Origin of the sequence: Vibrio sp. YMD68 (assembly GCF_029958905.1) — a bacterium.
Lineage (GTDB): Bacteria > Pseudomonadota > Gammaproteobacteria > Enterobacterales > Vibrionaceae > Vibrio.
The window spans coordinates 778,840-805,696 of the sequence record NZ_CP124613.1; the positions used below are offsets into that span (position 1 = coordinate 778,840).

The window sequence follows — 26,857 nt, forward strand, 5'->3', positions numbered from 1 at the left end:
AGAGAATCAGACATCACTGAGATTCAGAATAGTAGGCGGCAATGTCCTTTAAGTCATCATCGCTCAGTTTTTGAAGCTGCGCTTGCATCATGCTTGCTAATGGACCGGCCCGTTCTCCGTTTTGATACGCTTTCATCGCATTGAAGAGATAGGTAGGGTCCTGTCCTTGAATATTAGGGTAAGAGGTATTGTCTGTGATCCCATTGGTTCCATGGCAGTAGACACAGCTAGGTGACTTGATCTTGCCAAGCTTTGCGTCACCAAAAGCGTCACCAAAATCACTCGAAAGGGTAGGAGTGCTTAGTAAAATCAGGAATGCAATAGCGCGTTTTTTCATTCTAGGTGTTCGTTTTATTAATAAAAAAACAAAGATAAAGCTTCCCCCTAGGGGAAGCTCAATACAACGACAGGGTTATTTATATCTGCTCAGCGATTTTTGCCACCAATACCTCAATATCTTCAGAAGAAACGTCTCGATGAGTCACGAATCGCACAGGATTACCCGCTGAAATCAGTATCCCTTGTTCTTCTAAATGATCTTTTATTGCCATAATGTCGATGTGCTCGGCAAGCTTGGCGATGACGATATTCGTTTCCACTTTGTCGACGTTCACATCAAAACCATCAAGTTGATTTATTTTCTCAGCAAGCAGCTTGGCATTAGCGTGATCCGTTGCTAGCTGATCGATATGTTCAGTCAAGGCTATCTTACCCGCCGCTGCCAAAATACCGGCTTGGCGCATGCCACCCCCTAGCATTTTGCGAATCCGTCTCGCTTTCTGAATGGTTTCTTTGTTACCCAGCAGCAATGAACCAATGGGTGCGCCAAGTCCTTTTGAAAGACAGATAGTCATCGAATCAAAGTGCTTGGCTATTTCTGTCACATCAACACCGAGAGCAACAGCAGCGTTATAAACACGAGCACCATCTAGGTGAAGAGCCAAACCATGTAAGTTAACAAATTCTCTAGCCTCAGAGAGATAAGAGAGTGGGAGTACTTTTCCGCTGATGGTATTTTCTAAACTTAAAAGCTTGGTTTGAGCGAAATGACTGTCGTCTGGCTTAATGGCTGCCGCGAGCTTGGAAAAATCCAACGTGCCGTCAGGGTTGTTTTCAATCGGCTGCGGTTGAATCGATCCTAAAACGGCGGCTCCGCCTGCTTCGTAACGGTAGTTATGTGCCTGCTGTCCACAAAGATATTCGTCCCCACGTCCACAATGAGCCATGATGCCGAGTAAATTGGCTTGTGTACCTGAAGAGGTAAAAAGCGCGTCTTCAAAGCCATGTCGCTCTGCGGCCCAGTTTTCTAGTTCATTGACGGTAGGGTCATCGCCATAAACATCATCTCCGACTAATGCATTAGCCATGGCTTCGCGCATTTTCTGGGTGGGTCTAGTAACCGTGTCTGATCTGAAATCCATGAATATCTCCTATAGATAACCGCAAAGTATCGCTTTACTTAAGCAAGCGATGGTTTTGGCATCCGTAATGGTGTCGTTGATAATAAGTTGTTGTAACTGCTCTACGGTCATTGTGACCACTTCAATCACTTCGTCGTCATCACATTCGTATCGTTGTGATTTTGACAGCGACTTTGCGACGTATAAGTGCTGAATCTCGTCGCAAAACCCTGCAAGTGGGGTGACTTGTCCTAGGGGAAACCATTCGTTAGCGCTATAGCCGGTTTCCTCTTCCAACTCACGTAATGCACACTGTTGGGGTTGTTCGCCTTGCTCAATGGTTCCTGCGGGAAGCTCTAGAAGCCATTTACCTAGAGAGGGGCGAAACTGGTTGATTAAAATGACGTTACCATCGGCAGTGATAGGAAGTATCACCGCTGCGCCTGGGTGCGCTATTGTGGTATGCGCTATGGTGTGACCATTTGGCAAGCGAATATTTTCTTCAATAAGAGAAATTTGCTTCCATGTATGAATGAGTTTACTCATGCCAATCAGTGACTTCCATGTAAAAAAATGAACGAACAACAATAGCGAGATTTGGAGCCTAAAGATAGCTGAAATATCGATGGCTCCAATGAAGCTCGATTCATCGTCAAGTTTGTATAATCGAAAACACAGTTTGCAATGATAATAGAGGGATATTCTCTGCTATAACTGCCAGTTAGTAGTAAAAATACACTTGTAACAAAGTAATAACAAATGTATAAACATATGATTCACAGGTCGTGTGTTTTTTTTAGGAGCCGAGAAATGATAAGCCCAAACCCTGCATCTCATTCACAAAAAGCGTTGCTTTCCGAGCGAATTAATAAGCTCGCACACGCTCTTTCTGACGGGGTTTACGAAAGAGAAGACACCATTAAATTGTGCTTATTAGCGGCATTGGCAGGTGAAAGTGTTTTTCTATTGGGCCCTCCTGGAATTGCAAAAAGCTTGATAGCAAAGCGATTGATTCAAGCGTTCGATAATTCAAGCTATTTTGAGTATTTGATGACGCGCTTCTCTACGCCTGAAGAAGTGTTTGGCCCCCTCAGCATCCAAGAATTGAAAGATAATGGACGATATGTTCGTTTGACGAATGGGTACTTACCCACTTCACAAATTGTTTTTCTAGATGAGATCTGGAAAGCCGGCCCTGCCATTTTGAATACACTACTGACGGTGGTGAATGAAAAAACCTTTAAAAATGGCAGTGATATTGAACGCGTACCAATGCGATTACTTATTTCGGCATCGAATGAACTCCCTGATGAAGACAGTGGTTTAGAAGCTCTTTATGACCGTATGTTGGTTCGAGTGTTCATCAATCGTATTCAAAACAAGCAAAATTTTAAATCTATGTTGACGGTTGGCACGCAGCAAGAAGCCAAAATTCCGGAAGGCTTAGCGATTACCGATGAGGAATATCATAAATGGCAAGCCGAGTTTGATCAGCTTGAATTATCCGATTCTGTTTTTGAAAAATTGTTCAAACTTAAATCAATGGTTGAAGGAAAAGACGACGCACAAGAAATCTTGACGGACACCGACAGCTATGTATCTGACCGTCGATGGAAAAAAGCGGTACGACTTCTTAAAGCGAGTGCTTTTTTCAATGGGCGCAGTTCGATCAACCCATTAGATCTTTTGTTATTGCAAGACTGCTTATGGAACAGCCCTGAATCACGTGACAATGTTCGTAGCATTATTCGAGACTTTGCATTGCATCATGCTTTTGATCAGCAAGATGTCGAACTTCAGATATCTATGTGTCGTGAAGAGCTTGAAGATATACAGACGCACATTGAATCGACTTATAGCGTTGTTTTGTCACAAGATGCGCCAACCGGGCTGCTCAAAAAGCACGTTCAGCACTATGACATTTCGAGCGCGAACAGTTACCAAGTCGGCACAACGAAAGGCCTCATTAAACTGGTATTGCTGCAATCCAATATGTCGGTATCAGAATCGGACAAAGGCGACAGCCGCTGGGTTTATTTACCAAAGAATGATTTGAGCAAAGTGATCAAAGAAGGAGGCGGTGAAATTTACGGTTACGTGAATCAGAACACCAATATCTGCCGCCTAACGTTCGACGTTGATGCTGAAAACCATTTAGTGATCAAAGACATTGCGAATCGCGGTGTACTGGTGGCGCTTGCTGACAAAGAAGGGCTAGACTCGTCGTTGTATCAGCAGTGGAGCACAAAAGCGGATGAAGCGATGACGCAATTGCAGAATGCTGACTATCATTTAAGAAAGGTACGCTCAGATTTCCATGGGGCTTTACCACACAGTTTTATCGATACTGATCTTCCAACAACGATGGAAGTTGGCTTACAAGAGTTGCTGACTCAGTTAGAAGCAACCAAAGTTGAATGCGAAAAAACCGTATTTCGCGTGAAGCACCTTGATGAGTTTTTTGCTTAGGAGCCCCCTATGTTAGGAGCCGATGGACTTAACCTTGTTGTTATGATTGCAGAGTCAGGTATTGTTGACACTGCGGTCAATGATCTGGTGGCACGTTCTCAAGTCATGATGATGGCTGAAAACAGAGGCGTAAAAACGTCTGTTAAAGGTCACCTTCATAAGTGGGGAACGGGTGTAAAGCGTCGAATTACTAAGGTGTGCGAAACGGATCGCTTTAAGCATGAGTTGTCGTTGTATCAAGATGTTATCCACTGGGATGAAGAGACATTCTTTGAAAACCTAAATGATGTCGTCAAACAGCTAGAATGGCATTCCGCTTTCTATCTACAAGCTCGTCGTTTGATTGAAAAAAACAAAGGGATTAATAACCCGATGTTTCCGCATTACTTTTGTGATCAATGGTACAAAAGCCTATCTGATACACTAAAAAAAGCGCAGATTTCAGAGCTTGAAGCCAGTAAAGAAAAAGCATTAAAAGATCTTTATCAAAGAATGGAAACGATAAAGAACATGGACAGAGTGACTGAAACGGGCAGTGAAATCAGTGTTGGTAGACTCTGGGATATGGCCTCTGCTAAGTTGAGTAAAACCGATCTGACGGTGATGCGAAAACACGCAGAGTACCTCAGTAAAAATAAAGGTTTGCAAGACATCGCAGAGCAGCTTGGCCGAATGGCGGGTGAGGTCGATGATCCTGATTTGAATGTAACACCGGCTGAAGAATTGCAAATGGTGGAAGAAAAATCAGATGAAGCAACAGACGATATTGTCGGAATTCATGAAAGTGACGACCTGAATAAACTATTACCCAACGAAACCATGTTCTTGGCGTATCCAGAGCTTGAAGTTGTTTTCTATAAACATCTCGTGGATAAGCGTCTGCTTAACTATAAAGTCGCGGGTAAATCTCGAACCTTGCGAAAGGTAAAAGCGCATGTTCCAGACAGCAAGCAAATCGATGTTGAAAAGGGTCCTTTTGTCATTTGTATTGATGCCTCAGGTTCAATGAAAGGGTCTCCAGAGCAGTCTGCAAAGGCCATCGCGTATGCGCTGATGCAAATTGCCCTAGCTGAAGAACGAGACTGTTTTGTTATCTTATTTTCTACAGAACAAATCACTTACGAGCTGACAAAACAAGACGGCCTTCGAGAAGCGAGTGATTTTCTAGCCTATAGCTTTCATGGCGGAACCGATTTTGAAAAAGCGATCATGACATCGATTGAAACCATGGAAGGCAGCAAATACAAAAACGCTGATTTAGTCGTGGTCTCGGATTTTATCGCGCCTAAACAATCCGACGAATTACAACAAAAAGTCGACCTGCTGAAAACCAAGAAAAACCGTTTCCATGCGGTGAGTGTGTCTAAATACGGGAATCCACAGCTAATGGAAATGTTTGATCACTGCTGGGCTTATCACCCAAGTTTAATGGGACGGTTGATGAAACAGTGGTAATTCGTCATCATTCCGAGCGATAGTTCATCGAATCGCTGTAAAACTGGGCAAACAAATCTTTTTTTTCGTTTTTTGTTTGACTATCAGGCCTCAATCCGTAAAGTATGCATCCAACGCAACGGCACTAAGTTCGCTTACTTTAGCGAGTTAACGTGTTGAAACATAAAGCGTTGTGAAATTGAAAAATTGCACATGGCGTGTTGGCAGAGTGGCTATGCAGCGGATTGCAAATCCGTGGACCTCGGTTCGACTCCGGGACGCGCCTCCATTTTTTAGAGAATGGAAATCTAAGCGATACTAGCTCAGTTGGTAGAGCGCAACCTTGCCAAGGTTGAGGTCATCGGTTCGAACCCGATGTATCGCTCCAAATTTAAAGATATTGCATGAGTGATATTCTGTAATATCAAGATGGTGTCTAACTCTCTCAGTGACATGAGAGCCGTTGATTAGAAGCATCGCAACAAGTTTTGCGTGCCCTGGTGGTGGAATTGGTAGACACAAGGGATTTAAAATCCCTCGGCGTTCGCGCTGTGCCGGTTCAAGTCCGGCCCGGGGCACCATCTAATAATACGTTACGCCTTACGGTGTATTGATAGAAAAACGAATAAGGCGTGTTGGCAGAGTGGCTATGCAGCGGATTGCAAATCCGTGGACCTCGGTTCGACTCCGGGACGCGCCTCCATTTTTTAGAGAATGGAAATCTAAGCGATACTAGCTCAGTTGGTAGAGCGCAACCTTGCCAAGGTTGAGGTCATCGGTTCGAACCCGATGTATCGCTCCAAATTTAAAGATATTGCACGAGTGCTTTCTGTAATATCAAGATGGTGTCTAACTCTCTCAGTGACATGAGAGCCGTTGATTAGAAGCATCGCAATAAGTTTTGCGTGCCCTGGTGGTGGAATTGGTAGACACAAGGGATTTAAAATCCCTCGGCGTTCGCGCTGTGCCGGTTCAAGTCCGGCCCGGGGCACCATCTATTATTAAGCCCAATCAGAAATGATTGGGCTTTTTTCTATTTCGAGATCGCTCTGTTAACTCAATGGTCTATTCCTCTCATCGTTGACGTGAATTGAGTGGGCATGATTACGTCACTAGAGCTCTGTGTGGTATTTTTGAAACTCAAGATGGAAAGACATACCGCCATTGTGGTTGGATTGCGCTGAAATTTTCCCCTTCATATCTCGCATGCTGTTCATTGAAATCGAAAGGCCCAAACCTAACCCATCGCCAATTTTCTTTGTGGTGTGAAAGGGTTCAAAAATATAAGAAAGTTCATTGGAACTGACACCACATCCGTTGTCTATGAGCGAAAGGAAAACGCGGTTATCTTCGCTGTGTGCATTAATAAGAAGCTGAGGGTTGATGGTGCCTTTCATTGCATCACAAGCATTCACCACCAGATTGCCGATGACTTGTCTAACTCGTTGATCTTCGCCTAATACGGTCGTAACATCCGCTGAAATTCGAATTCGGACGTCGATAGATCTCAGCCTATCCTGGTAAATTCGTAAGGTCTCTTCCAGTACCGTAAGTAGCGGGATTTCTTGCAGCTGTTCAGGGCGGTTGAACGCAAACGATTTAAGCTGAGTGGTCATTTTCGCCATTCGATCGATGAGGCTATGCACCAATTTATTGTTGGCTTTGAGCAGTTGTGTCTCGCCACGTTCCATGAGTAAATCATTACTGGTTAATAGCGTTCGAAGACCAGTAAGCGGCTGGTTAAGTTCATGGGTTATGGCGCTCGACATCCGACCTAAAGCGGCCATTTTACTGATCTCTATGAGTTCCTTTTGTGCCGACTTTAACTCTTCGGTACGTTGTTCCACTCTTTCTCGTAGGTCATTGTTGACATTTTTTAGCGCTATTTCTGCTTTCTTACGCTTACTGATATCAATCACTGTGACTAAGTAGTGATCAAGGCTGTGCCAGCGTAAGCTTGTTATAGAGAACAGAACCGGAAAAACGCTACCATCACTGCGCCGCGCCATGGTTTCTGCGCTGTTGATCTCAGCAAGATCGTGGTGTTGACTTAAATTTTGAAGCAGTGGAAGTATCGTAGAATCACCGCGACTGGTTTCAAACAGCTTCCATGCAGCGAGATTGTTGACCATAGAATTTGAAAGATTAAAGTAACGCATGGCCATAGGGTTAATATCGGAAACCACGCCCTTCTCGGTTAACAACAATATGCCGACCTGAGTTTTGTTTATCATTTGAGTCAAGCGTTCTTGAGAGCTCTCTATGAGCTTTTGTATACGAAGTTGACTCAGATGCTTTTGGTGACGTAAACGGCCGATAACAAAAAGAAGAATGAAAAACAAACAACAACCCACCGCGGCCCAACTGATCCAAGAGACGGTGTGTTCTACCGCTTTTAATGGAGTGAGGTAAGTCAGCTTCCACTCTAGGTCATCGAGAGTGACGGATTGGGTCATGTACTTCTCACCAAACACCTTCACACGGGTAATCGATGTCCCATTATAGAGTTGGTCATGGATCAGCAGATTAGAAAGGTTACTTAACTGATTGAGTTTGAGGACATCTAATTCACGGCTACTGGATAAGAAAAAGGCATGACTTCGATCCTGAAAGAAGATGATTTCATTGTCCGCAAACCATTGTTCAGTGAGGAAACTAAGATCGACTTGCACCACTGCAATGCCGACCAGCTCGAAGTGACTTTGAATTGGGGCAGCTAAAAAGTAATGAGGGGTTGTATCGGTAACCTGAGTGATGATGGTTAGGCTATCAGGATCTTGCTTGACTTGAGTAGAGATCAATGTGGCTTTTGATGCATCAAGAGCAAGATCAGACAGACTGGATATCAGCATTTCTCCATCATCTGAGAGTATATACCAGCCCTTAGTATTGGCGGCTTTATCCAGTTGAATGAGTTGTGCTTTCAGTTCTGCTTCCAGCGGTTCTTTAAGATGAGTTTCTCCTTCAAGAAAGGTCAACACTTCGGGCTCATTGGTGATTAAAAAAGGCAGATGAGAAAATCGTCTTAATGCATGCCTAATCTCACCCACGTAATCCAACAGTCTTTGCTCGATATTGGTTTGCGCTTGAGAAAGCAGCCATTGCGTCGCGATGAAGCGCCCGGATCCCAAGCTGATATACATCAACAACACCACCATTAAGGTCAAACCGAGTTTTCGTCTAAGTGACATGCCTATGCCTTATAATTCGTCCTGCCACTTAGATAACTATATGCCCCCGATATGTTAAAGGTTTGTTGTCAAGAACTGGGAGCTAGCTCCTTTTATAGATTGGAAATATTCCCTACCGTAGAGAGAGACTGAATGGATTTGAGACGGCTTAAATGAATCAAGAAATAATCGCAGAAATTGCACTGGTTGAAGACGATGATATCGTTCGACGTGCGACATGCCAATGGTTGGAACTCGCAGGTTACTCGGTGCAGGCATTTGAATCAGCCCAGGACGCACTCAGTGCAATCGAAACAACCGATTTTAAAGCGATTATCACCGATGTAAGACTGCCTGACATGAGTGGCCTTGAGTTGCTGTCTACACTCATTGAAAATCAAAATCAAACGCCTGTCATATTGGTGACAGGCCACGGTGATGTTGATATGGCAGTGAACGCCTTACAGCTTGGCGCCTATGACTTCATTGAGAAACCGTTTCATCCAGAGCGCTTGTCTAATACGGTTAATGAAGCGGTAGAGAAGTATCAAGCTCAATGCGACAAGACAGGAAGAGCGTCATATTTAAACAACCTCACTGGCATAGAGAAAGTGTTGATAGGGCGCAGTAAGGTGATTCGTGAGCTTCGTACTCAGGTGGCCAAAATAGCGGCGATTGATACCAACGTGATCATTTACGGTGAAACTGGCTGTGGTAAAGAGTTGGTCGCGAGTTGTCTGCACTATGAAAGTTCAAGAAAGGATCACCATCTTGTCGCGTTGAATTGCGGTGCGATTCCCGAACACCTGTTTGAAAGTGAACTGTTCGGACACGAGGCTGGCGCGTTTACGGGCGCTGTGAAGCGGCGAATCGGCAAACTAGAATACGCAGACAAAGGGACACTGTTTCTTGATGAAATAGAAAGTATGCCACTCGCTATGCAGGTCAAAGTTCTAAGGTCATTGCAAGATCATGTTATAGAGCGGGTAGGAAGCAATACTCAATTGAACGTCAACCTCCGAGTTATTGCGGCCGCGAAAGAGGACTTGCTGGGGCATGAACAATTTCGGCCGGATTTGTTCTATCGCCTAAATGTGGCTCAATTGTATTTACCCCCTTTGAGAGAGCGTGAAGATGACGCATTGGTGCTGTTTGAGTACTTTACTCGCGAGGCCAATAAAGAGACACGTAACATGAGTGATGCCGATGCAAAGGCGTTACTCGCATATTCCTGGCCAGGCAACGTAAGAGAGCTTAGAAACGTTGCTATCCGATTTGCATTGGATGAGAGCATGTCAGTGGGTGAGATTTTATCGTGTCGTCCTAATTCTCAAATAGAGCAAAGCAGTGTCGGTCTTCCACTCGCCATACAAATGGAAACATTTGAACGACAAATCATTTTAGACGCGCTTACACGCTGTAATGGCTGTATTTCTGATGTAATGAAAGAGTTGGATCTACCAAGAAGAACGTTGAATCAAAAAATGCAGAAATACTCGTTAAATCGTTCGGATTACACAACATAAATAGCCTGGAAAGGTCGTACTTAGTATGCCATGCATGCTCACAGCCTGTTATTTTGAACATTTATTCTTAGTTCTTAGTTCTGAGCGGATAATGGATGTCCAGCAGCAGCAGTAGAATCAGCGATAGGCAAAAATTCGCTCACTGTTTATTTAACCAAATGTTAACATTGATCACAAATTTCGTCATGGTGTGATAGGGATTACGTTAATTATCGGTTTATACGCGATTGCTATAGGCGAAATATTGCTTACTATTGATGCTCTCGATAAGCAAGATTTTGCTCATTTTACTGGTGATTATAGATAAAGATCAATTAAAACAAGTGCTTATTTTTTGGCATCGTACTTGCTATAAAGATGTTAAATGTTAATGAAATGATAACGTGAAACATCACATGGAGAGTAAAAGATGAAAATGAATAAGTTGATGAAAACTTTGATCGTTGGTGCCGCTTCACTCGGCTTTGCGGTTAATGTTGCTGCTGCCGATCAGCGCAGTTACATACTCGCGACCGCTTCAACAGGCGGTACTTATTACCCAGTAGGTGTTGCACTGGCGACGCTAAGCAAAATCAAACTTACCCAAAAACATCAGTTTTCGCTGTCTGCGATCAGTTCCGCTGGATCGGGCGAGAACGTGAAGCTTCTTAATGAAAACGAAGCTCAATTTGCCATTCTACAAGGGCTTTACGGAGCATGGGCTTGGGGTGGTGAAGGTCCATATAAAGAGCGTCAAGACAAACTGCGCTCTGTGTCGATGTTATGGCAAAACGTGGAGCACTTGATTGTTCGTTCTGAATTTGTTGAAACAGGGACAGTGAGTGACCTAGCCAATCTGAAAGGTGAGAAGTTTTCTATTGGTAAAAAGAATTCGGGTACTGAAAATTCAGGACGCCAGATCATGAAAGGGTTGTCGGTGGATCCAGACCAATTCAGCTTGGCTTACATGGGTTATGGCGGCAGTGCCAGTGCCTTACAAAATGGCACCATAGATGGCATGAATACACCCGCAGGTGTTCCCGTTGGTGCGGTGACTCAAGCTTTTGCAGCGCTGGGTAAAGACATCCAAATTCTTTCGTTTACTGATGAGCAGATTAAACAGGCGAATGGACAATACAGTTTGTGGACGAAATATGAAATCCCTGCGAACACCTACCCTGGTATCGATAAGCCGATCACCACCATTGCGCAACCCAACTTCCTAGCGGTAAGAGAAGACATTTCGGAAGAAGATGTGTATCAATTGACTAAGGCGATCTATGAAAACCTTGCATTCCTTCAAGGTATTCATAAAGCGACAAAGGCGATGGCGATAGAAAAAGCGATTTCTGGTTTGCCAGTACCACTTCATCCTGGTGCGGCGCGTTTCTATAAAGAAATGGGCGTCAATATCCCATCTGAGCTTATTTTAAACTAGCCCACACTCGTCCAACCCCAACTCGCTCTCTTAACTGCATGGTTAAAAGAGCGAGTCATTCTATTGCCAATTGAGACGTGTTAGAGGTCAGCATGAGCAACGAAGTAGAACAAGAACTTCAAAAATTTGAATTACCAACTCGAACCGATTTCCCCTGGGTAACCAGCGCCATTACGGGTTTGGGTGTCGTTTTATCACTTTTGCATATTTGGTTTAACACCTTTTCAACGCTTCCCGAACTTTGGGTGTCAGCCACACACTTTGCAGGGTTCGCTGTGATATGCGCCTTGTGGTGTCCCGCTCATGTTTCTTTGAAAAACAGTCAGCTAGCGTTAGCGGTTGATGTTGTTATCGCCTTGGGTGCATTCGCCTGTTTACTGTACATTCCGTACGCGGAAGACGCCTTGTATCAACGAGGTGTAAAGTTTGTAGCCAGCGACTGGTTTTTTGCGATTTTGGCGATCAGTATCGTTATTGAACTTATACGACGAACCATGGGTTGGTTCATCCCGATTTTGATTCTAGTGTGTTTGAGTTATGTGGTTCTATGGGGGCAATGGGCTTCTGGGATATTCCACTTTCCGGGCCTCAGCATGGAAACCTTGCTGTATCGAAGTTTCTATTCATCGGAAGGCATGTTTGGGTCTATTTCTCGTATCAGTTGGTCATTTGTTTTCATGTTCATTCTCTTTGGCGCCTTTTTGGTTCGCTCGGGCGTGGGCGATTACATCATCAATGTTGCTCGCGCTGCCGCTGGGAAAGTCATTGGTGGCCCAGGGTTTATTGCGGTGATTGGGTCGGGCCTTATGGGTTCGGTCTCGGGCTCTAGCGTGGCTAATACCGTATCGACGGGTGTGATTAGTATTCCTCTGATGAAAAAAGCCGGTTTTCCATCTCGCTTTGCTGCCGGTGTTGAAGCCGCGGCCTCTACCGGTGGGCAGTTAATGCCTCCAGTAATGGGCGCAGGTGCGTTTATTATGGCCTCTTACACCCAGATCCCTTACGTTGATATCATTGCGGTGTCTTTTGTTCCTGCTCTGATTTATTTCTTGTCCGTGGCGTTTTTTGTACGTATTGAAGCAAAACGTAGCGGAGTGCAGAAAATCAGCACCAGTGAAATTTCTCTTACGCGAGTCCTCTTATCCGGTTGGCACAACCTCATTCCATTAGTGGTACTGGTGACTTTATTGGTCCAAGGATTTACCCCAACCTATGCTGCGGGTATCTCTATCGTGTCGGTTATCGTGTCATCTTGGTTCTCTAAAAATCATAAAATGGGCCCTAAAGCGATCGTAGAAGCCTTGTCTCAGGGGGCAAAAAATATGGCTACGACAGCGGTGTTGTTGGTCGGTATTGGTCTTGTGATTAACGTGATCAGTACCACGGGTATTGGTAACACATTCTCTCTTATGATTAACGAGTGGGCTAACGGTAGCTTACTGATGATGCTAGTGTTGATTGCTTTGGCGTCATTGATTCTTGGTATGGGTTTACCCGTAACGGCGGCCTATATCGTATTGGGTACCTTGTCTGCACCAGCGCTGTATAAATTGATCGCTGAAAGCCAGTTATTGGACCTCATGATTTCAGGTAATTTACCGGAACAAGCAAAAGCGATATTCATGCTAGCCGCGCCAGAAAAGCTAACATTATTGAATGCACCAATGGCGTTAGAAACGGCGAAAGAAATGCTTGCCTTGGTCCCGGCTGACTTTGTTGAAACATTACTTGAGCAGAGTTTGGGTATTGAAGCCGTCGGCTTAGCGTTGTTAGCGGCTCACCTAATTATCTTTTGGTTGTCTCAAGACAGTAATGTGACTCCGCCAGTCTGTTTAACAGCATTTGCAGCGGCCACCATTGCTAAAACACCACCCATGAGAACGGGTCTGACGGCTTGGAAAATTGCGAAAGGTCTCTACTTAGTGCCTTTATTGATCGCCTACACCAGCTTAGTCAGCTGGGATGTCGCGAGCGTGCTAACTGTCGGTTTCTTCGCGATTATCGGCACTTATGCGTTCATTGGCGCGATAGAAGGCTATCTGGAAGGTGAACTGAACTGGATGCTGAGAGTCGTTCTGGTGATCGTCGGTATCGTTCTAGTCTGGGCTGACATTTCACTATGGATTCGCCTGCTGGCTTGTGGCCTATTTGTCGCAATCTTTGTTCACAGTGGGCGGTTGTATGACAAGCAACAAATTAACTCAATGACTCCTAATCAGAAGGCCGTTTAAGTGATGGGCAAAGAATATGATTATCTTGTTGTGGGCGGTGGCATTGTCGGCGTTTCCACAGCATGGCAACTCAAAAGTCGTTTCCCAAACAAATCCATCTTGTTGATTGAGAAAGAAAGCGGTTGGGCAAAGCATCAAACGGGGCACAATAGTGGCGTCATTCATGCGGGTGTCTATTACGCTCCCGGCAGTTTGAAAGCAGAGTTTTGCAAAAAAGGCGAACAGCAGACCAAGGCATTCTGCGCTAAGCATGATATCAAGGTTGAAAACTGTGGGAAGCTATTGGTCGCGACTTCTGCACTGGAGCTCGATCGTATGGTGGATTTGTATGCACGTTGTAAAACCAATCAAATCGATGTGGAATTGCTTGATAAAAATCAACTGAGCGAGGCAGAACCTAACATTGTTGGGCTAGGTGCCATCTTGGTGAAATCAACCAGCATTGTTGATTACCGACAAGTAACCCAAAAGATGGTGGAGCAATTCATGGCTCTCGGAGGAGATGTGAGCCTTAAAACCGAAGTGATAGGTGCGCATGAATCGACGTCTCATATTCAGCTTGATACCCGTTTAGATGGCGTCGACACTTCATTTGTTGGCAAGTTTCTGGTGACGTGCAGCGGTTTGATGGCAGACAGAATGACGAAGATGCTCAACATCGATGGCGACTTTCAAATCATTCCTTACCGCGGTGAGTATTATCAGCTCGCCGCAAAACACAATAACGTAGTAAACCATCTGATTTATCCGATTCCTGATCCTGATTTGCCTTTTTTGGGTGTCCATTTAACCCGTATGATTGATGGTTCGGTGACGGTTGGGCCAAATGCGGTTCAAGGTTGGAAGCGAGAAGGGTATGGCAACATTAACTTTAGCGTTAAAGATACCATGCAAATGCTGGGCTATTCAGGGTTCTGGAAAGTCACACAAAAGAACCTTAGAACGGGTTTGAAGGAGTGGAAAAACTCGTTATGGAAGCCGGGTTACCTTAAATTGGTGAACAAATACTGCCCAGCAATCGAACTCGATGACTTACAGGCCTATCCAGCGGGAGTTAGAGCACAGGCTGTGTTGTCTGACGGAACATTGGTCCATGATTTCTTATTTGCAAACAGTATGCGAAGCCTGCATGTCTGTAACGCGCCTTCCCCTGCGGCGACCTCAGCGATTCCCATTGGCGAATACATTTGCGATAAAATAGTCGAATCATCGTTCGATTAAATCAACACGCCCTAATAACACTGGGTATAAGCCGTTATGATTTTGTTTCAACGAGACAAGGGTATAGAATAAAGACCGTTTTTAAGCCAATCGGATCTTCCATGGAAAATATAGCGGTTTTAGTTGATGTACAAAACGTGTATTACACGACTCGTGATAAATATCGTCGTAACTTCGACTACAACCAGTTTTGGCATGTAGCAACAGCAGGTTGTCACGTTGCTCAAGCGAATGCCTACGCAATCTCAAGTAAAGATCCTAAACAACGTCAGTTTCACCATATTCTACGAGGCATTGGTTTTAACGTTTGTTTAAAACCTTTCATTCAACGTAAAGATGGCAGTGCGAAAGGGGATTGGGATGTGGGCATTGCCCTTGATGCTTTTGAGCTGGCATCCACGGTAGACAGAGTGATTTTGGTGTCGGGTGATGGCGACTTTTCTATGTTGGTTGATCGAATCAAATCTCGATTTAATAAGCCTGTTGAAGTGTATGGTGTACCGGGCTTAACATCTCAAGATTTGATTGAATCCGCGAGCAAGTTCATACCCATCGATGACGACCTGCTGCTTTAATCATGGCAGCGAATGAAGCAGGCGATGGATTATTGCTGCTCAGTGCTGTCGTTTACTTTATCTGCGCTCAGATCCTGTTCTGTTTGAACGGATTCTGAACTTTCTAAAGCTTTGTTTGCCTCTTCTGCTTCCATTTTTGCTCTTTCAGCTTTAGAAATATAACGAGGCTTATTGCTCGAGTGCAGTTTGGCATTGTGTTGCTTTTGCTTTTTTTTCAATATTTGATTAATTTTCTTTTTACGATTCATCGATAATGCCATAAGGTGTCATTTGGTGGGGGATAATAGAGTTTTTCAGATGATACGGCAAGTTTCCATTCGGTATTCAGAGAGTCGTTATGACGTTTGAACACAGCAATCTATTAACCGATTCATTGCTGACTGAGTTTAAAACGGTTCACTCCATGCTGCTAATCTTTTGTCGGCATCATCATGGCGCGACATCGCTTTGTCAGGAATGCCAGGAACTTGCGGACTACGCGGAAACTAAGCTTGATCGATGCCCATACGGCCAAGAAAAACCAACGTGTAATCGATGTCCCATTCACTGCTATAAGCCGCAACAAAAAGAGCAAATGCGATGGGTGATGCGTTATTCTGGGCCAAAGATGCTTATACCTCATCCCATACTCGCGATTCGCCACTTGATACATGAAAGAAAAACGGTTCCGGAAAAACCGAAGCCTAACGCGTCTAATCGCCACAAGCGACAAAAATAGACGATAAATAAACCGTCAGTAATTTTTAGTACCGATTTATCGTTGTACTTGATGTCATGAATAAACAATAGGTTACGTATGAATAACTTCTATGCAGAAATCACCGGATGGGGAAAGTGCCTACCGCCTTCAGTATTGTCAAACGACGATCTCAGTACCTTTCTCGATACATCAGATGAGTGGATCCGCTCTCGTACCGGAATTGCAGAGCGACGTATTAGCCATGTGAACACCTCTGATATGGCAACCGTTGCGGCCAAGCATGCTCTTGCTAGTGCAGGGCTTGAAGCCAACGATATCGATGTTGTGATTGTGGCGACATGCTCTCCTGATTCACTGATTCCCAATACAGCGTCCTTGGTCTCTAAAAACTTGGGCATTAAAGCGGCGGCCGCGTTTGACTTAAATGCGGCGTGTACCGGATTTGTGTACGGCTTAGAAACCGCGACGCGTTTGATACAAGCTGGAAATTACCGCCATGCTTTGGTCATTGGTGCTGAGAGACTGTCCTTTTTTATTGACTGGACGAAGCGTGATACAGCGGTTTTATTTGGAGACGGTTCTGGCGCAGTTGTTCTGTCGAAAACAGAAGAGAAAGTGGGCCTGCAACAAGCTCGTATTGGTTGTGATGCGGCGGGTCGCGATATTTTAGCTGTTCCTAAGTTCGGCACGTCGATGGACCGTTTTGCCGCTGATAACGGCTATTGGGATTTCAACTTTATTGGTAAAGATATTTTTAAGCGCGCAGTGAAAGGAATGGGTGCGGCATCGAATGAGGTGCTGAGTAACTCACAATTGACTACTGACGACATTGATGTGGTTATTCCACATCAGGCCAACATCCGAATTATTCAAACCTTGTGTGATGTGGCGGGTATTTCTCAAGATAAGGCCTTCGTCAATATTGAACGTTATGGCAACACCTCGGCTGCGACGGTTCCCATTGCGCTTTGTGAAGCGGTAGAACAAGGAAAAGTACAGCCGGGCCATAACCTATTGATGGCAGCGTTTGGAGCGGGTTTAACTTGGGGCGCCGCTCATATTAAATGGGGACAAAGAGTGACCCCACTGGCGAGTAGCGATGCCTGTCTGCCTGAAACCGACAAAACGGCGCTTGAGCTGTTAGAGGTTGCTATCAGTTACTGTAGAGAAAAAAGCGAAGCTGCTAGTCTCTAGGTCTCTAGGTCTTTAGGCCTATAGTTCTTATTTACCTGCCCGTTATAAATAAATAGTAATGATAAAAAATGAACCTCAGTTAATGGGGTTCATTTTTTTACGCCCTAGTATTTTACGCCGAGCTTTGTACGTATTGGCAAATGGTCAGAACCCTTTATTTCAGTAATAGATTGCCTAGAGCATAGTGCCCACCGTTCAGACTTGAGCCAAGTATGGTCGATAGCAATCATAGAAAATGCCGGGGTTGAAAACCCTTGATTCGCGCTAATCGAAGCCGTCAAGTTTGGCCATGAAGCGACAGGCAAAGTCGCAAACCCAGGCAATAGTTGGTTGAATAATGGTGCTTTCGAAGACAAATTGAAGTCGCCGATCACCAGAGTGTCTGGAGAAGGATATTGCTCTACAACCGTTTCAATGGTTCTGATTAAGGCGTTGCGCCGATACCACAGTTCTTTTGAGCGTGGCGATGTTGGGTGAGCTGTAATGATTTGAATCGATTGAGTCGGAGTCAGTTGCCATTCCCCATGAATGATATTTTGCGCGTCGGGTGTATGAAAGAAGGTTACCTCTTTTAAAGGATATCGACTCAATATCAACTGGCTTGATGGGTAGCCAACGGCTGGTTGACCGCCGTAACGATAAGGATAGATATCATCTAGGGTGTAAAATCGCTCTCCTTGCTCTGGAGAGACCTCTTGCAACACAATCAGATCTGCGGGATGTTGAATAAGGTAATTCATGAATGCATTGACGTCTGGGTTGCTGTAAAACAAGTTAAACTGCAACAGTTCAATGGGATTATCCGTTTTACACACTTCACCCTGGTTAAAATGTTTTGGTGTTAATGCGTAGAACCCAATACATAGAATGATGGCGATAAGGACAAGGGTTTTCTGCCGGTACACGATGGCATAAACGGTCAATAAAAAGTAATAGGCAAGGAACAGAAAAGGATAGGCCAGAAGGTTTTCTAACCACCAATTCATCTCTATTGGGATAAAATTTGTCCAAATGGCGGAGAGAAGAAATAAAGGAAAAACGACGAGCAGCCACACAATCCATTTCAAATTCGATGTCCCCTCTGTTTTGCTTTTTAAGCTATTGGTTTCGATGATTGATCTAGATGAAGCATTTAACTGATTGATTGAGGTTAATGATTAAGTATGAGCCAAAGCTGACACATTATCTGAGTTTATAAAAAAGGAGCCTCAACGAGACTCCTAATAGGTAATTAAAACGGGGCCCCTAGAAACTAGGCTTTTGACTCGGTTCTAAATTCAGCCACGGCTAAGTCCATCTCTCGAGCCTGTTCTGAAACCGTATCAACTTCTGTCAGGCACTGTTGTGCTGATTGCATATTGCTGTCTGAAATTGCGTTAAGTTCAGTGATGGATTCACTGACTTGGTTCATTACGATACCTTGCTCTTCGATAGCGGAGGCAATACGTTCAGAGTTTGATTGAATGTTATCCATATCCGTCAAGATTTGAGCCAGGCTTTCATCCAGTGTTTGAGAGGCGGTTAAGGTTTCTTGCCCCTGATCGTTACATTGATCAATGTTAACGACGACTGTCGACATTTGCTTCTGAATCGCATCAACGACTTTGGTTATCTCTTCAGTCGATTGATGAGTACGACTCGCCAGTGCGCGAACTTCATCGGCAACCACAGCAAAACCACGACCTTGCTCACCGGCACGCGCAGCTTCTATCGCCGCGTTCAGTGCCAATAGATTTGTTTGCTCCGCAATGCCTTGAATAATATGGACGGCACCGCCAATTTTCTCGACATGTTCGTTCAGTGATGAGATCGAAGTCTGGCTTTCACCCAAAATATTAGAAAGTGAACCGATATTATCCACTGTTGAACTCACGACTTCTCGGCCATGTTTTGCGTTAACTGTTGCTTGTTGAACGCCTTCGACGGCAACTGCGGTGCTTTCCGAGATCTCATTGATGGTCGCCACCATTTCTTGCACTGCTGTGGCCATCGTGGTTGTGTGATCAGCTTGTGTGTGGAATTGGGTAATGACATTTTCCAATTCAACGTGCATGTTACTGGTGGTTTGTGATAGCTGACCCGCTTTGTCTTGTGTGCCGGAAATCAACACTTCGAGTTTATCGAGAAGGCGATTGAAATAAGTACCGATTGAGACAAGTTCATTGTTACCCGTTAAATTGGCGCGCATGGATACATTGTTTGAACGTGCAATCTCCTGGATGACACTTAAAAGCTTTGATACTTGAAGGTTAATTGAGCGGGATATTTGATAAATAAATAGAATAATGAAAAGAATAACACAAGCAGTGACAGCTTGTTTTATAAGGAATAATCGGTCTTGAAGTTCGGATACTTCTGTAGCGAGCGTGGAGGAAAACTCTTTAAATTGCTCTTCTACTGTATGAGATAGAGCGCGAGTCTCACCAAGTAAACCGACATTATAGGCCACACCAATCACTATTTCCTGAGCTAATAGAGCCTTGGCATCCGCCAAAAAAGCGGCATCGTTGATGGATGAAATTAATGATTCGTCCCATTCGCCAATCAGTAGTTTTTTATCGAATTCCATAAGACGCACTAAGGTATCGCTATTGACTTGGCTTTTGAGCTTGTCGAGACTGGAATTATAACGGCCTCTCAATTGCTCAGACTCTTTTAAACCTAATTTGCTATAGGCTTGAACTAAGTTTTGAAAGCCCTTTTGGTAGGCAAGAATATCCGTGCGAAGTTTTTCTGTTGAACCAAAAGAATTCGAGATCAGTATTGCAGACAGTTTGGATTCTTTGTCTAAAAAGATCGACATGTTGTCATTAAACTTGTCAAGGTATTTGGCATCTTTGCGGAGCAAGAAGTCCTTCTCGTTACGTCTTAGATGCAAAAGTCGAGTCTCAAGCTGTGAGACGAGCAAGCTCGCTTGATTTAACTCCAATGTAGTATTGCTAAAATGGGTTGTTGTTCCAACCAAAGCAAGAACACCAATGACGGAAACAATGCCTAATGAGTACAACTTTTGCTTGATATTCATTTCAATGCCTATGAGTAAATGATTCACGTCGATATAGTAGTTAATGTAGTTAGGATTTATCCATTGTTCAATTTTTAATATGACATGGATTCAATTAATCACTAATTAATCAGCAACTTAGTGTATAAGGATGGGTGAAATTCATCTAATGATTAGGCTTTTTTCTTAACGATTTTGTTTGTGACTGAATATTTTTCCGCTTGAGCCTGCGCTCTTTGGAGCCTCTTGTGGGTTTGGTTTGACGCCTCTGTTTTTGAACAACGGTGGCAGCTTGTATGAGTTGTGCAAGCCTATTAAGCGCGTCTTCTCTGTTTTGCTCTTGAGTCCGAAATGACTGCGCTTTAATAACAATCACACCATCTTTAGTGATTCTGCTATCAGAAAGTGCCAACAGTCTTTCTTTGTAGAAGTCAGGCAGAGTAGATCTGTTGATGTCAAAGTGCAGATGAATCGCGGAAGAAACCTTGTTGACGTTTTGTCCACCCGCACCTTGAGCTCGAATTGCGGTTAATTGAATTTCCCAAGCTTGAAGAGTGACACTGTTTGATATTTTGAGCATACTGATTTCTTAACGATTTAGACTGAATAACACCGAAAGCGGGCTAACGAGAATGTACATTGATTTAGAGAAGTATCAAGGTCTTATTTTTGATATGGATGGAACGCTGATTGATACGATGCCAGCACACCTTGATGCTTGGGAGAAAACATCTATCCACTTTGATTTCCCTTTCACCCGAGAGTGGTTGAACAGCCTAGGTGGTATGCCTAGCTATAAAATTGTAGCTGAGATCAATCGAAAGCATGGACTTAATCTCGACGCTTTGGAAATCGCGGCGTATAAAATGGACGCGTTCGCTAATACTCCAGAACAAGGCGAGGTTATCCCTTGTACCGTGGAGGTATTGCAACGCTATTATGGTAAAAAGAAGCTCGCTGTCGGGACGGGAAGCCAACGCAAGAGTGCACTTAGGTTGTTAGATAAAGCTGGCCTTTTACCTAAGCTAGATTGTGTCGTATCGGCAACCGATGTGGTTAACCATAAACCGGAGCCTGATACGTTCTTACTCGCGGCCGAACATTTAGGGTTAGCGGCAGATCAGTGTGTGGTTTTTGAAGATACTGCATTAGGTAAAGCGGCGGCGCACGCAGCTGGAATGGATTGTATTATGGTGGAACAAGATACGTTGGTTTTTTACCCTGTAATGAACTAGGTAACCGCTGAAACAAACAGAGTGGTAGTGACGAATACAGATAGAAGAGCCGAGTATGATACTTGGCTCTTCTTTCATTTATTGTCTATTGAATTTCCAGCAACTCAACATCGAAAATCAAAACCGATGCAGGAGGAATAGGGCCCGTTCCGCCTTTTCCGTAACCGAGATCACTAGGCACGAACAGACGGAATTTGTCGCCTTCTACCATCAACTGAACACCTTCCGTCCAGCCTTTGATCACCTGGTTAAGACCGAAAGCGATAGGCTCATTGCGTTCGACAGAGCTGTCAAACACGGTGCCATCAATGAGAGTCCCATGGTAGTGAACCTTGACTCGGCTTGTCGCCGTAGGGTGTTCTTCTCCTGTCCCTTTTTGAAGCACTTGGTACTGAAGGCCGGTTTCCGTCGTGATGACGCCATCTTTGGTGCTGTTTTCAGAGAGAAACGCTGCCCCTTTCACTTGGTTCTCTTCGGCCAGTTTGCCGTTGTTCCATGTGCGGTAAATAAAAAATACCGCCAATAAAACGATAGCAATGGGAATGATTAATTTACTCATGATGGTCCTATTATTGTTCTACTAAATAATTGATTGTGTTTGCAATACTTTGAACATCGCTGTGACCTTGAGTCAAGATGATGTACTTACCACTGACAATGAAAGTCGGCACTGAGTTGATTTGTCCTTTTACCGAGACATCTTGAGAAAACTCTAGCCGCTTAAATAGCTCTTTTTGCATCTCTTCCCCTAAGTCATAAGGACTGACGAGATTTCTCGATTCAAACGCAGAATCAATCGCAAGTTTGCGCTCTTCTAATGTGGCACCTTCACCGAGCTGAACGGCCGCAAATAGCTCATCCATCATGGCGTGATCAGGCGTCGCATTTAGTTGCAGCTGTGCACTGTAATAAATCATGGCAGCAATTTGTGCACTTTCATTGAAGGTAACGTGTATTTTTCCAATGCTTTGACCTATCGCCGTTTCAAGTTCAGGGATGACTGCCTCCATTTTTCGACAGTGTCCGCAGGTTAGGGAAAACACCTCTGTGACGGGGGAAAGCCCATACTCAGATAGGTTAACCGGCAAGTAGGCAAACTGTTTACCTTCAGTCGGTGTTGAGTTTTCTGAGCAGCCAACGAGTGAGATAATTGCAATAAAAGCGATCACAAACAACGACGATGTTTTTTTCATAGGGTAGAGCCCAATCTGTTTAAGTAACAAGATTCTAACCTTTACTTCGCTCAACGAAAACGAAAATATAAACCTATCGAGCTATTTTTGCTGGTTATTTAGAACGATAGGAGGCGAATAAACTTAAGAGATTTATTAAAGTTTGCCGTTATTGGTCGATATACTTTAAGGAGCATGAAGCGTTTGATCAAAGATGAGATGATACCGTTATGAAGTATTTCGCCTTACCGATATTACTAATACTCACTGGATGTGGCACGTTACCCCCAGAATTGACCATGATGGGTGATAATATGCTTGATGTCGCGCCCAAAAGTGACGTTGACTTGCGATACCCCCAGTGGAATAAAGCCCCGCGATTATCCACAGCGGATGTCAAAGGACCGATGGGTCAACAGCGCACCACTAGTTATAGTTCACTGCAAAGCTTTTTGTTGAAACACGGTGTCGACTACGAAGTCTTACCCGGAAATCACGTGATGGTGAAGCTTAAAGATACGATCAAGTTTGAAACGGGGTCCGCGAAAGTGTCACCAGATTCTTCTTATTGGTTGGGTATGATGGGCGAGTATCTTGCTAATGACCCAGGTATCGATATTGTCATTGATGGTCATGCAGACAGCACGGGTGCGCCAACGTTCAATGATGGCCTCTCATTAAGACGAGCCAAGCAAGTTAAGCAAACGCTGATCAAAAACAATGTCGCAATGGACTCTATTTTCACTCGGGGTTACGGTGAATATGTCCCTGCTTGTACTAACAAAACCACCGCTGGGAAAGCGTGTAATCGACGAGTTGAAGTTTTGTTTGTTGTGTCTAACAACTAATTAGGAAAGGCGGGACATCGACCGATACTTTATTCAATCATTTGCCTCATGAGTCAGGGCGAGAGAAAGCATACTTCAATGCTAAACCTGCCCCATTCAAGTGTTTGCGTTAGGTAACGCTGCGGTAAAAGTATTTCTCACAAGTCTTATCGCTGAATCGTCTAAGCCCTAATGATATTAGTGCGACAACCACCACCGAAAATATCAGCCGCCCCCAAAATATGGTGTAGAAGTCCGCGCCAATGAGCAATATTAATAGCGTGTCCTCGATTAAACTATGGAGGAGATTCAGTAACATGATTGCGGTAAAGACATCACGAGCGGCAATATGGCCCCGTTTTGCTTCATTGATGAGTAGCCCCCCGCCAAATGAAAGCCCGAGTGTGACACCAATAATGGTCAAATTGGTGGCTTCTTTGCTGATGCCTAGAATACGTAAGAAAGGTCTCAGCATGAATGCCATGAGTTTCTCTATACCCAATAGTTTGAGTACTTTTAACAACAGTAACAGCGCTGAAATTACCACGAAGATAACCGCAAAATTTTTCACCTGACTGACAACCCATGTTAAGTAGCTTGTGTCAGTTATGGCATCAGGTTGCCACAATGTGACCGCTTGCTGAGTATGAAAACCGCCAGTTTGATAGGTGAGATTCAGCAACCATGCTAAGAATAAACCGCCTCCAATTCGGATAAAAAGTGTTGCAAATAAACTGACGCCTGCCTTTTTTGCAATCGCCGCTTCAATGGGTAGAGAGTGAGCCAGAAGCATCATGCTGCCAAGAATGGAGACTTGAGCAACCGTTAACTGCATATCTAAATTGACGAAAACAATCAGCCCAGCATAGATGTTGGTGAGCATAGTGGTTGCCCAAACCAGTCCTAATTCTTTAGGTAAACCTACGAATTCCATGATGGGGCTGAGCCATGCGCTGAGTATCACAATACCGCCTAGCTCTTCGATGACTTTAATGGCAATGATAATCGGGATCATTATTTTGAATAGAGTGAAGGTGACGTCAAAGATGTCTCGAACAAGCTCTTTGAAGAATAATCGTACAGGCTGCATGGTCGTCGTTCCTTAACTCTATTTTGGTTATGTAGAATGCTGTGTTAAAAAAAAGCCTCTACATCAGGTATGCAGAGGCTTTGATCATATAAACATTCATTATCTAAATATGCAATGTCTGAATATTCAGTATCTGAAATTCGAAAGTGATTACGCTAGAATCTCTTTTGCTGTCTTCACAACATTCTCAGTCGTGAAACCGAACATCTTGAATAGCTCGCCTGCTGGTGCAGATTCGCCGAACGTAGTCATGCCGATGATCTTGCCACCGAAGCCAACGTACTTGTACCAGAAGTCAGCGATGCCAGCTTCTACCGCGATACGTGCTGTTACGTCAGATGGCAGTACAGATTCACGGTATTGTGCATCTTGCTTGTCGAACGCGTCAGTAGCAGGCATAGAGACGACGCGTACTTTTTTGCCTTCAGCGGTGAGTTCAGCAGCCGCGTTAACCGCTAGCTCAACTTCAGAACCGGTTGCAATGATGATGAGTTCAGGTTTGCCTTCACAATCTTTCAGGATGTAACCACCCTTAGCGATATTAGCAACTTGCTCTGCGTCACGATCTTGCTGTGCAAGGTTTTGACGAGAGAAGATAAGTGCAGAAGGACCATCTTTTCGCTCAATCGCCAGTTTCCACGCCACGGCTGATTCAACCTGGTCACATGGGCGCCATGTGCTCATGTTTGGAGTCAGACGTAGAGAAGCGATCTGCTCAACCGGTTGGTGAGTAGGACCATCTTCGCCAAGACCGATAGAATCGTGCGTGTAAACTTGGATGTTCTGAATTTTCATCAGAGCTGCCATACGCATTGCGTTACGAGCGTATTCCATGAACATTAGGAACGTTGCGCCATACGGTACGAATCCACCGTGCAGTGCAATACCGTTCATGATCGCTGTCATACCGAACTCACGAACGCCGTAGTGGATGTAGTTACCTGATGAATCTTCAGCGGTTAGCGACTTAGAGCCAGACCACATAGTCAAGTTAGAAGGTGCTAGGTCCGCAGATCCACCTAGGAATTCAGGTAGCATGGCGCCGAAAGACTCTAGCGCGTTTTGAGACGCTTTACGTGAAGCGATGTTTGCTGGGTTAGCTTGAAGATCAGCGATGATTGCTGAGGCTTTTTCTTCCCACTGTGCAGGAAGCTCACCGTTTACTCGGCGTTTGAATTCTGCTGCCAATTCTGGGTATGCTGCTTCATAAGCTGCAAGTTTCTCGTTCCACGCTGCTTCCTTAGCTGCGCCTGCTTCTTTCGCATCCCACTCTGAGTAAACTTCCGACGGAATTTCAAAAGGACCGTGCTCCCAACCTAATTGTTTACGTGTTGCTGCAATTTCTTCAGCGCCTAAAGGTGCACCGTGACAGTCGTGCGTTCCTGATTTGTTTGGAGAACCAAAGCCGATAACCGTTTTCGTACAGATAAGGGTCGGGCGAGGGTCTGCTTTAGCCGCTTCGATGGCCGCATTGATTGCGTCAGCATCGTGACCATCAACCGCAGGAATAACGTGCCAGCCATAAGCTTCAAAACGCTTAGGCGTATCGTCAGAGAACCAACCTTCAACTTCACCATCGATAGAGATGCCGTTGTCATCCCAGAAAGCAACCAACTTACCAAGGCCAAGAGTACCAGCAAGAGAACACGCCTCATGAGAGATACCTTCCATCAGACAGCCATCGCCCATGAATGCATAGGTATAGTGGTCAACGATGTCGTGGCCTTCTTTGTTGAATTGCGCCGCGAGGGTTTTCTCGGCTAACGCCATACCGACTGCATTAGTAATGCCTTGGCCAAGTGGACCGGTTGTTGTTTCGATACCCGGTGCGTAACCGTATTCTGGGTGACCAGGTGTTTTAGAGTGTAGCTGACGGAAGTTTTTCAGCTCTTCGATAGAAAGCTCGTAACCCGCTAGGTGAAGCAAAGAGTAAATCAACATTGAACCGTGGCCGTTAGACAGCACAAAACGGTCGCGGTCAGCCCATTCTGGGTTTGATGGGTTGTGGTTTAGATGCGAGCGCCAAAGCACTTCAGCGATATCAGCCATACCCATAGGTGCGCCTGGGTGGCCAGAGTTTGCTTGTTGTACACCATCCATGCTGAGTGCGCGGATAGCGTTAGCAAGATGCTTTCTAGATTGAGTCATAATTGCTTCCAAATAGAGTTAAAGTTTGAAATAGATAATTTGAT

General features: G+C 44.5%; 23 protein-coding genes and 6 tRNA genes. 17 read left to right on the forward strand and 12 right to left on the reverse strand.

Annotated features, from left to right (window positions below):
- Nucleotides 1–13: 13 nt before the first annotated feature.
- The 3 genes from QF117_RS03510 to QF117_RS03520 all read right to left on the reverse strand — a co-directional run bounded on the left by QF117_RS03510 (nucleotide 14) and on the right by QF117_RS03520 (nucleotide 1,946).
- The gene (locus tag QF117_RS03510) at nucleotides 14–337 is read right to left on the reverse strand and encodes a cytochrome c (protein WP_282384676.1); all 324 of its coding nucleotides are present in this window, start codon (nucleotides 335–337) and stop codon (nucleotides 14–16) included.
- 79 nt (nucleotides 338–416) lie between these two features.
- On the reverse strand, nucleotides 417–1,421 hold the full coding sequence (ltaE, locus tag QF117_RS03515; RefSeq protein ID WP_282384677.1) for a low-specificity L-threonine aldolase: 1,005 nt from the start codon (nucleotides 1,419–1,421) through the stop codon (nucleotides 417–419).
- Nucleotides 1,422–1,430: 9 nt separating this feature from the next.
- Nucleotides 1,431–1,946, reverse strand: coding sequence for an NUDIX hydrolase (locus QF117_RS03520; protein ID WP_282384678.1), 516 nt, complete (start codon nucleotides 1,944–1,946; stop codon nucleotides 1,431–1,433).
- Nucleotides 1,947–2,210: 264 nt separating this feature from the next.
- Between QF117_RS03520 and QF117_RS03525 the strand changes: the two genes are divergently transcribed.
- The 8 genes from QF117_RS03525 to QF117_RS03560 all read left to right on the forward strand — a co-directional run bounded on the left by QF117_RS03525 (nucleotide 2,211) and on the right by QF117_RS03560 (nucleotide 6,297).
- Complete coding sequence (locus QF117_RS03525) at nucleotides 2,211–3,869, forward strand: ATPase RavA domain-containing protein (protein WP_282384680.1); 1,659 nt, start codon at nucleotides 2,211–2,213, stop codon at nucleotides 3,867–3,869.
- 9 nt (nucleotides 3,870–3,878) lie between these two features.
- Nucleotides 3,879–5,324 carry an ATPase RavA stimulator ViaA gene (gene viaA, locus QF117_RS03530; protein WP_017033553.1) on the forward strand — a complete coding sequence of 482 codons (1,446 nt, stop codon included), beginning with the start codon at nucleotides 3,879–3,881 and terminating at the stop codon, nucleotides 5,322–5,324.
- A gap of 194 nt (nucleotides 5,325–5,518) precedes the next feature.
- Nucleotides 5,519–5,592 (forward strand) — tRNA-Cys (locus QF117_RS03535).
- Between the two features lie 23 nt (nucleotides 5,593–5,615).
- A tRNA-Gly gene (locus tag QF117_RS03540) sits at nucleotides 5,616–5,691 on the forward strand.
- Nucleotides 5,692–5,797: 106 nt separating this feature from the next.
- Nucleotides 5,798–5,884 (forward strand) — tRNA-Leu (locus QF117_RS03545).
- A gap of 48 nt (nucleotides 5,885–5,932) precedes the next feature.
- Nucleotides 5,933–6,006: transfer RNA gene (locus QF117_RS03550), tRNA-Cys, on the forward strand.
- Between the two features lie 23 nt (nucleotides 6,007–6,029).
- Nucleotides 6,030–6,105 (forward strand) — tRNA-Gly (locus QF117_RS03555).
- A gap of 105 nt (nucleotides 6,106–6,210) precedes the next feature.
- Nucleotides 6,211–6,297 (forward strand) — tRNA-Leu (locus QF117_RS03560).
- Nucleotides 6,298–6,415: 118 nt separating this feature from the next.
- Here QF117_RS03560 and QF117_RS03565 read toward each other — a convergent pair.
- Entirely contained in the window at nucleotides 6,416–8,494 is a 2,079-nt protein-coding gene (locus tag QF117_RS03565; RefSeq protein ID WP_282384681.1) for an ATP-binding protein, read from the reverse strand.
- Nucleotides 8,495–8,646: 152 nt separating this feature from the next.
- Here QF117_RS03565 and QF117_RS03570 point away from each other — a divergent pair, with 152 nt between their 5' ends.
- From QF117_RS03570 to QF117_RS03590, 5 genes are all read left to right on the forward strand, one after another.
- Nucleotides 8,647–9,999, forward strand: coding sequence for a sigma-54 dependent transcriptional regulator (locus QF117_RS03570; protein ID WP_282384682.1), 1,353 nt, complete (start codon nucleotides 8,647–8,649; stop codon nucleotides 9,997–9,999).
- A 409-nt stretch (nucleotides 10,000–10,408) separates the two neighbouring features.
- A complete protein-coding gene (locus QF117_RS03575; RefSeq protein WP_017034317.1) occupies nucleotides 10,409–11,416 on the forward strand; it encodes a TAXI family TRAP transporter solute-binding subunit in 1,008 nt (335 codons plus the stop codon).
- 92 nt (nucleotides 11,417–11,508) lie between these two features.
- Nucleotides 11,509–13,647: a TRAP transporter permease gene (locus QF117_RS03580; RefSeq protein ID WP_282384689.1), complete on the forward strand. Its 2,139-nt coding sequence runs from the start codon at nucleotides 11,509–11,511 to the stop codon at nucleotides 13,645–13,647.
- Nucleotides 13,648–13,650: 3 nt separating this feature from the next.
- On the forward strand, nucleotides 13,651–14,868 hold the full coding sequence (gene lhgO / locus QF117_RS03585; RefSeq protein WP_282384690.1) for an L-2-hydroxyglutarate oxidase: 1,218 nt from the start codon (nucleotides 13,651–13,653) through the stop codon (nucleotides 14,866–14,868).
- A 101-nt stretch (nucleotides 14,869–14,969) separates the two neighbouring features.
- On the forward strand, nucleotides 14,970–15,443 hold the full coding sequence (locus QF117_RS03590) for an NYN domain-containing protein (RefSeq protein WP_017035191.1): 474 nt from the start codon (nucleotides 14,970–14,972) through the stop codon (nucleotides 15,441–15,443).
- Nucleotides 15,444–15,472: 29 nt separating this feature from the next.
- On the opposite strand, the gene QF117_RS03595 is transcribed toward QF117_RS03590, so the two are convergent.
- Nucleotides 15,473–15,691 carry a DUF2986 domain-containing protein gene (locus QF117_RS03595; protein WP_282384692.1) on the reverse strand — a complete coding sequence of 73 codons (219 nt, stop codon included), beginning with the start codon at nucleotides 15,689–15,691 and terminating at the stop codon, nucleotides 15,473–15,475.
- An 89-nt stretch (nucleotides 15,692–15,780) separates the two neighbouring features.
- On the opposite strand from QF117_RS03595, the gene QF117_RS03600 reads away from it, so the two are divergent.
- The gene (locus QF117_RS03600; protein ID WP_282384693.1) at nucleotides 15,781–16,161 is read left to right on the forward strand and encodes a nitrous oxide-stimulated promoter family protein; all 381 of its coding nucleotides are present in this window, start codon (nucleotides 15,781–15,783) and stop codon (nucleotides 16,159–16,161) included.
- Nucleotides 16,162–16,239: 78 nt separating this feature from the next.
- Nucleotides 16,240–17,337, forward strand: a complete 1,098-nt coding sequence (locus QF117_RS03605) for a ketoacyl-ACP synthase III (protein WP_282384694.1) — start codon at nucleotides 16,240–16,242, stop codon at nucleotides 17,335–17,337.
- A 104-nt stretch (nucleotides 17,338–17,441) separates the two neighbouring features.
- Here QF117_RS03605 and QF117_RS03610 read toward each other — a convergent pair whose 3' ends face one another.
- The 3 genes from QF117_RS03610 to arfB all read right to left on the reverse strand — a co-directional run bounded on the left by QF117_RS03610 (nucleotide 17,442) and on the right by arfB (nucleotide 20,921).
- Nucleotides 17,442–18,392, reverse strand: a complete 951-nt coding sequence (locus QF117_RS03610) for an endonuclease/exonuclease/phosphatase family protein (RefSeq protein WP_282386139.1) — start codon at nucleotides 18,390–18,392, stop codon at nucleotides 17,442–17,444.
- Nucleotides 18,393–18,589: 197 nt separating this feature from the next.
- Nucleotides 18,590–20,362: a methyl-accepting chemotaxis protein gene (locus QF117_RS03615; protein WP_282384696.1), complete on the reverse strand. Its 1,773-nt coding sequence runs from the start codon at nucleotides 20,360–20,362 to the stop codon at nucleotides 18,590–18,592.
- A 145-nt stretch (nucleotides 20,363–20,507) separates the two neighbouring features.
- A complete protein-coding gene (gene arfB / locus QF117_RS03620; RefSeq protein ID WP_282384697.1) occupies nucleotides 20,508–20,921 on the reverse strand; it encodes an alternative ribosome rescue aminoacyl-tRNA hydrolase ArfB in 414 nt (137 codons plus the stop codon).
- A 52-nt stretch (nucleotides 20,922–20,973) separates the two neighbouring features.
- Between arfB and QF117_RS03625 the strand changes: the two genes are divergently transcribed.
- On the forward strand, nucleotides 20,974–21,576 hold the full coding sequence (locus QF117_RS03625) for a beta-phosphoglucomutase family hydrolase (protein WP_282384699.1): 603 nt from the start codon (nucleotides 20,974–20,976) through the stop codon (nucleotides 21,574–21,576).
- Nucleotides 21,577–21,661: 85 nt separating this feature from the next.
- Here the strand turns inward: QF117_RS03625 and QF117_RS03630 are convergent, their stop codons facing one another.
- Both QF117_RS03630 and QF117_RS03635 read right to left on the reverse strand, forming a co-directional pair.
- Nucleotides 21,662–22,135, reverse strand: a complete 474-nt coding sequence (locus QF117_RS03630; protein WP_282384701.1) for an FKBP-type peptidyl-prolyl cis-trans isomerase — start codon at nucleotides 22,133–22,135, stop codon at nucleotides 21,662–21,664.
- A 10-nt stretch (nucleotides 22,136–22,145) separates the two neighbouring features.
- On the reverse strand, nucleotides 22,146–22,769 hold the full coding sequence (locus QF117_RS03635; protein WP_282384702.1) for a thiol:disulfide interchange protein DsbA/DsbL: 624 nt from the start codon (nucleotides 22,767–22,769) through the stop codon (nucleotides 22,146–22,148).
- A gap of 209 nt (nucleotides 22,770–22,978) precedes the next feature.
- Between QF117_RS03635 and QF117_RS03640 the strand changes: the two genes are divergently transcribed.
- Nucleotides 22,979–23,596 (forward strand): OmpA family protein, encoded by a 618-nt coding sequence (locus QF117_RS03640; RefSeq protein ID WP_282384704.1) that lies wholly within the window; start codon nucleotides 22,979–22,981, stop codon nucleotides 23,594–23,596.
- A 109-nt stretch (nucleotides 23,597–23,705) separates the two neighbouring features.
- Here QF117_RS03640 and QF117_RS03645 read toward each other — a convergent pair whose 3' ends face one another.
- Both QF117_RS03645 and tkt read right to left on the reverse strand, forming a co-directional pair.
- Entirely contained in the window at nucleotides 23,706–24,665 is a 960-nt protein-coding gene (locus QF117_RS03645; protein ID WP_282384705.1) for a hypothetical protein, read from the reverse strand.
- Between the two features lie 150 nt (nucleotides 24,666–24,815).
- Nucleotides 24,816–26,813: a transketolase gene (tkt, locus tag QF117_RS03650; RefSeq protein WP_282384707.1), complete on the reverse strand. Its 1,998-nt coding sequence runs from the start codon at nucleotides 26,811–26,813 to the stop codon at nucleotides 24,816–24,818.
- Nucleotides 26,814–26,857 lie beyond the last annotated feature (44 nt).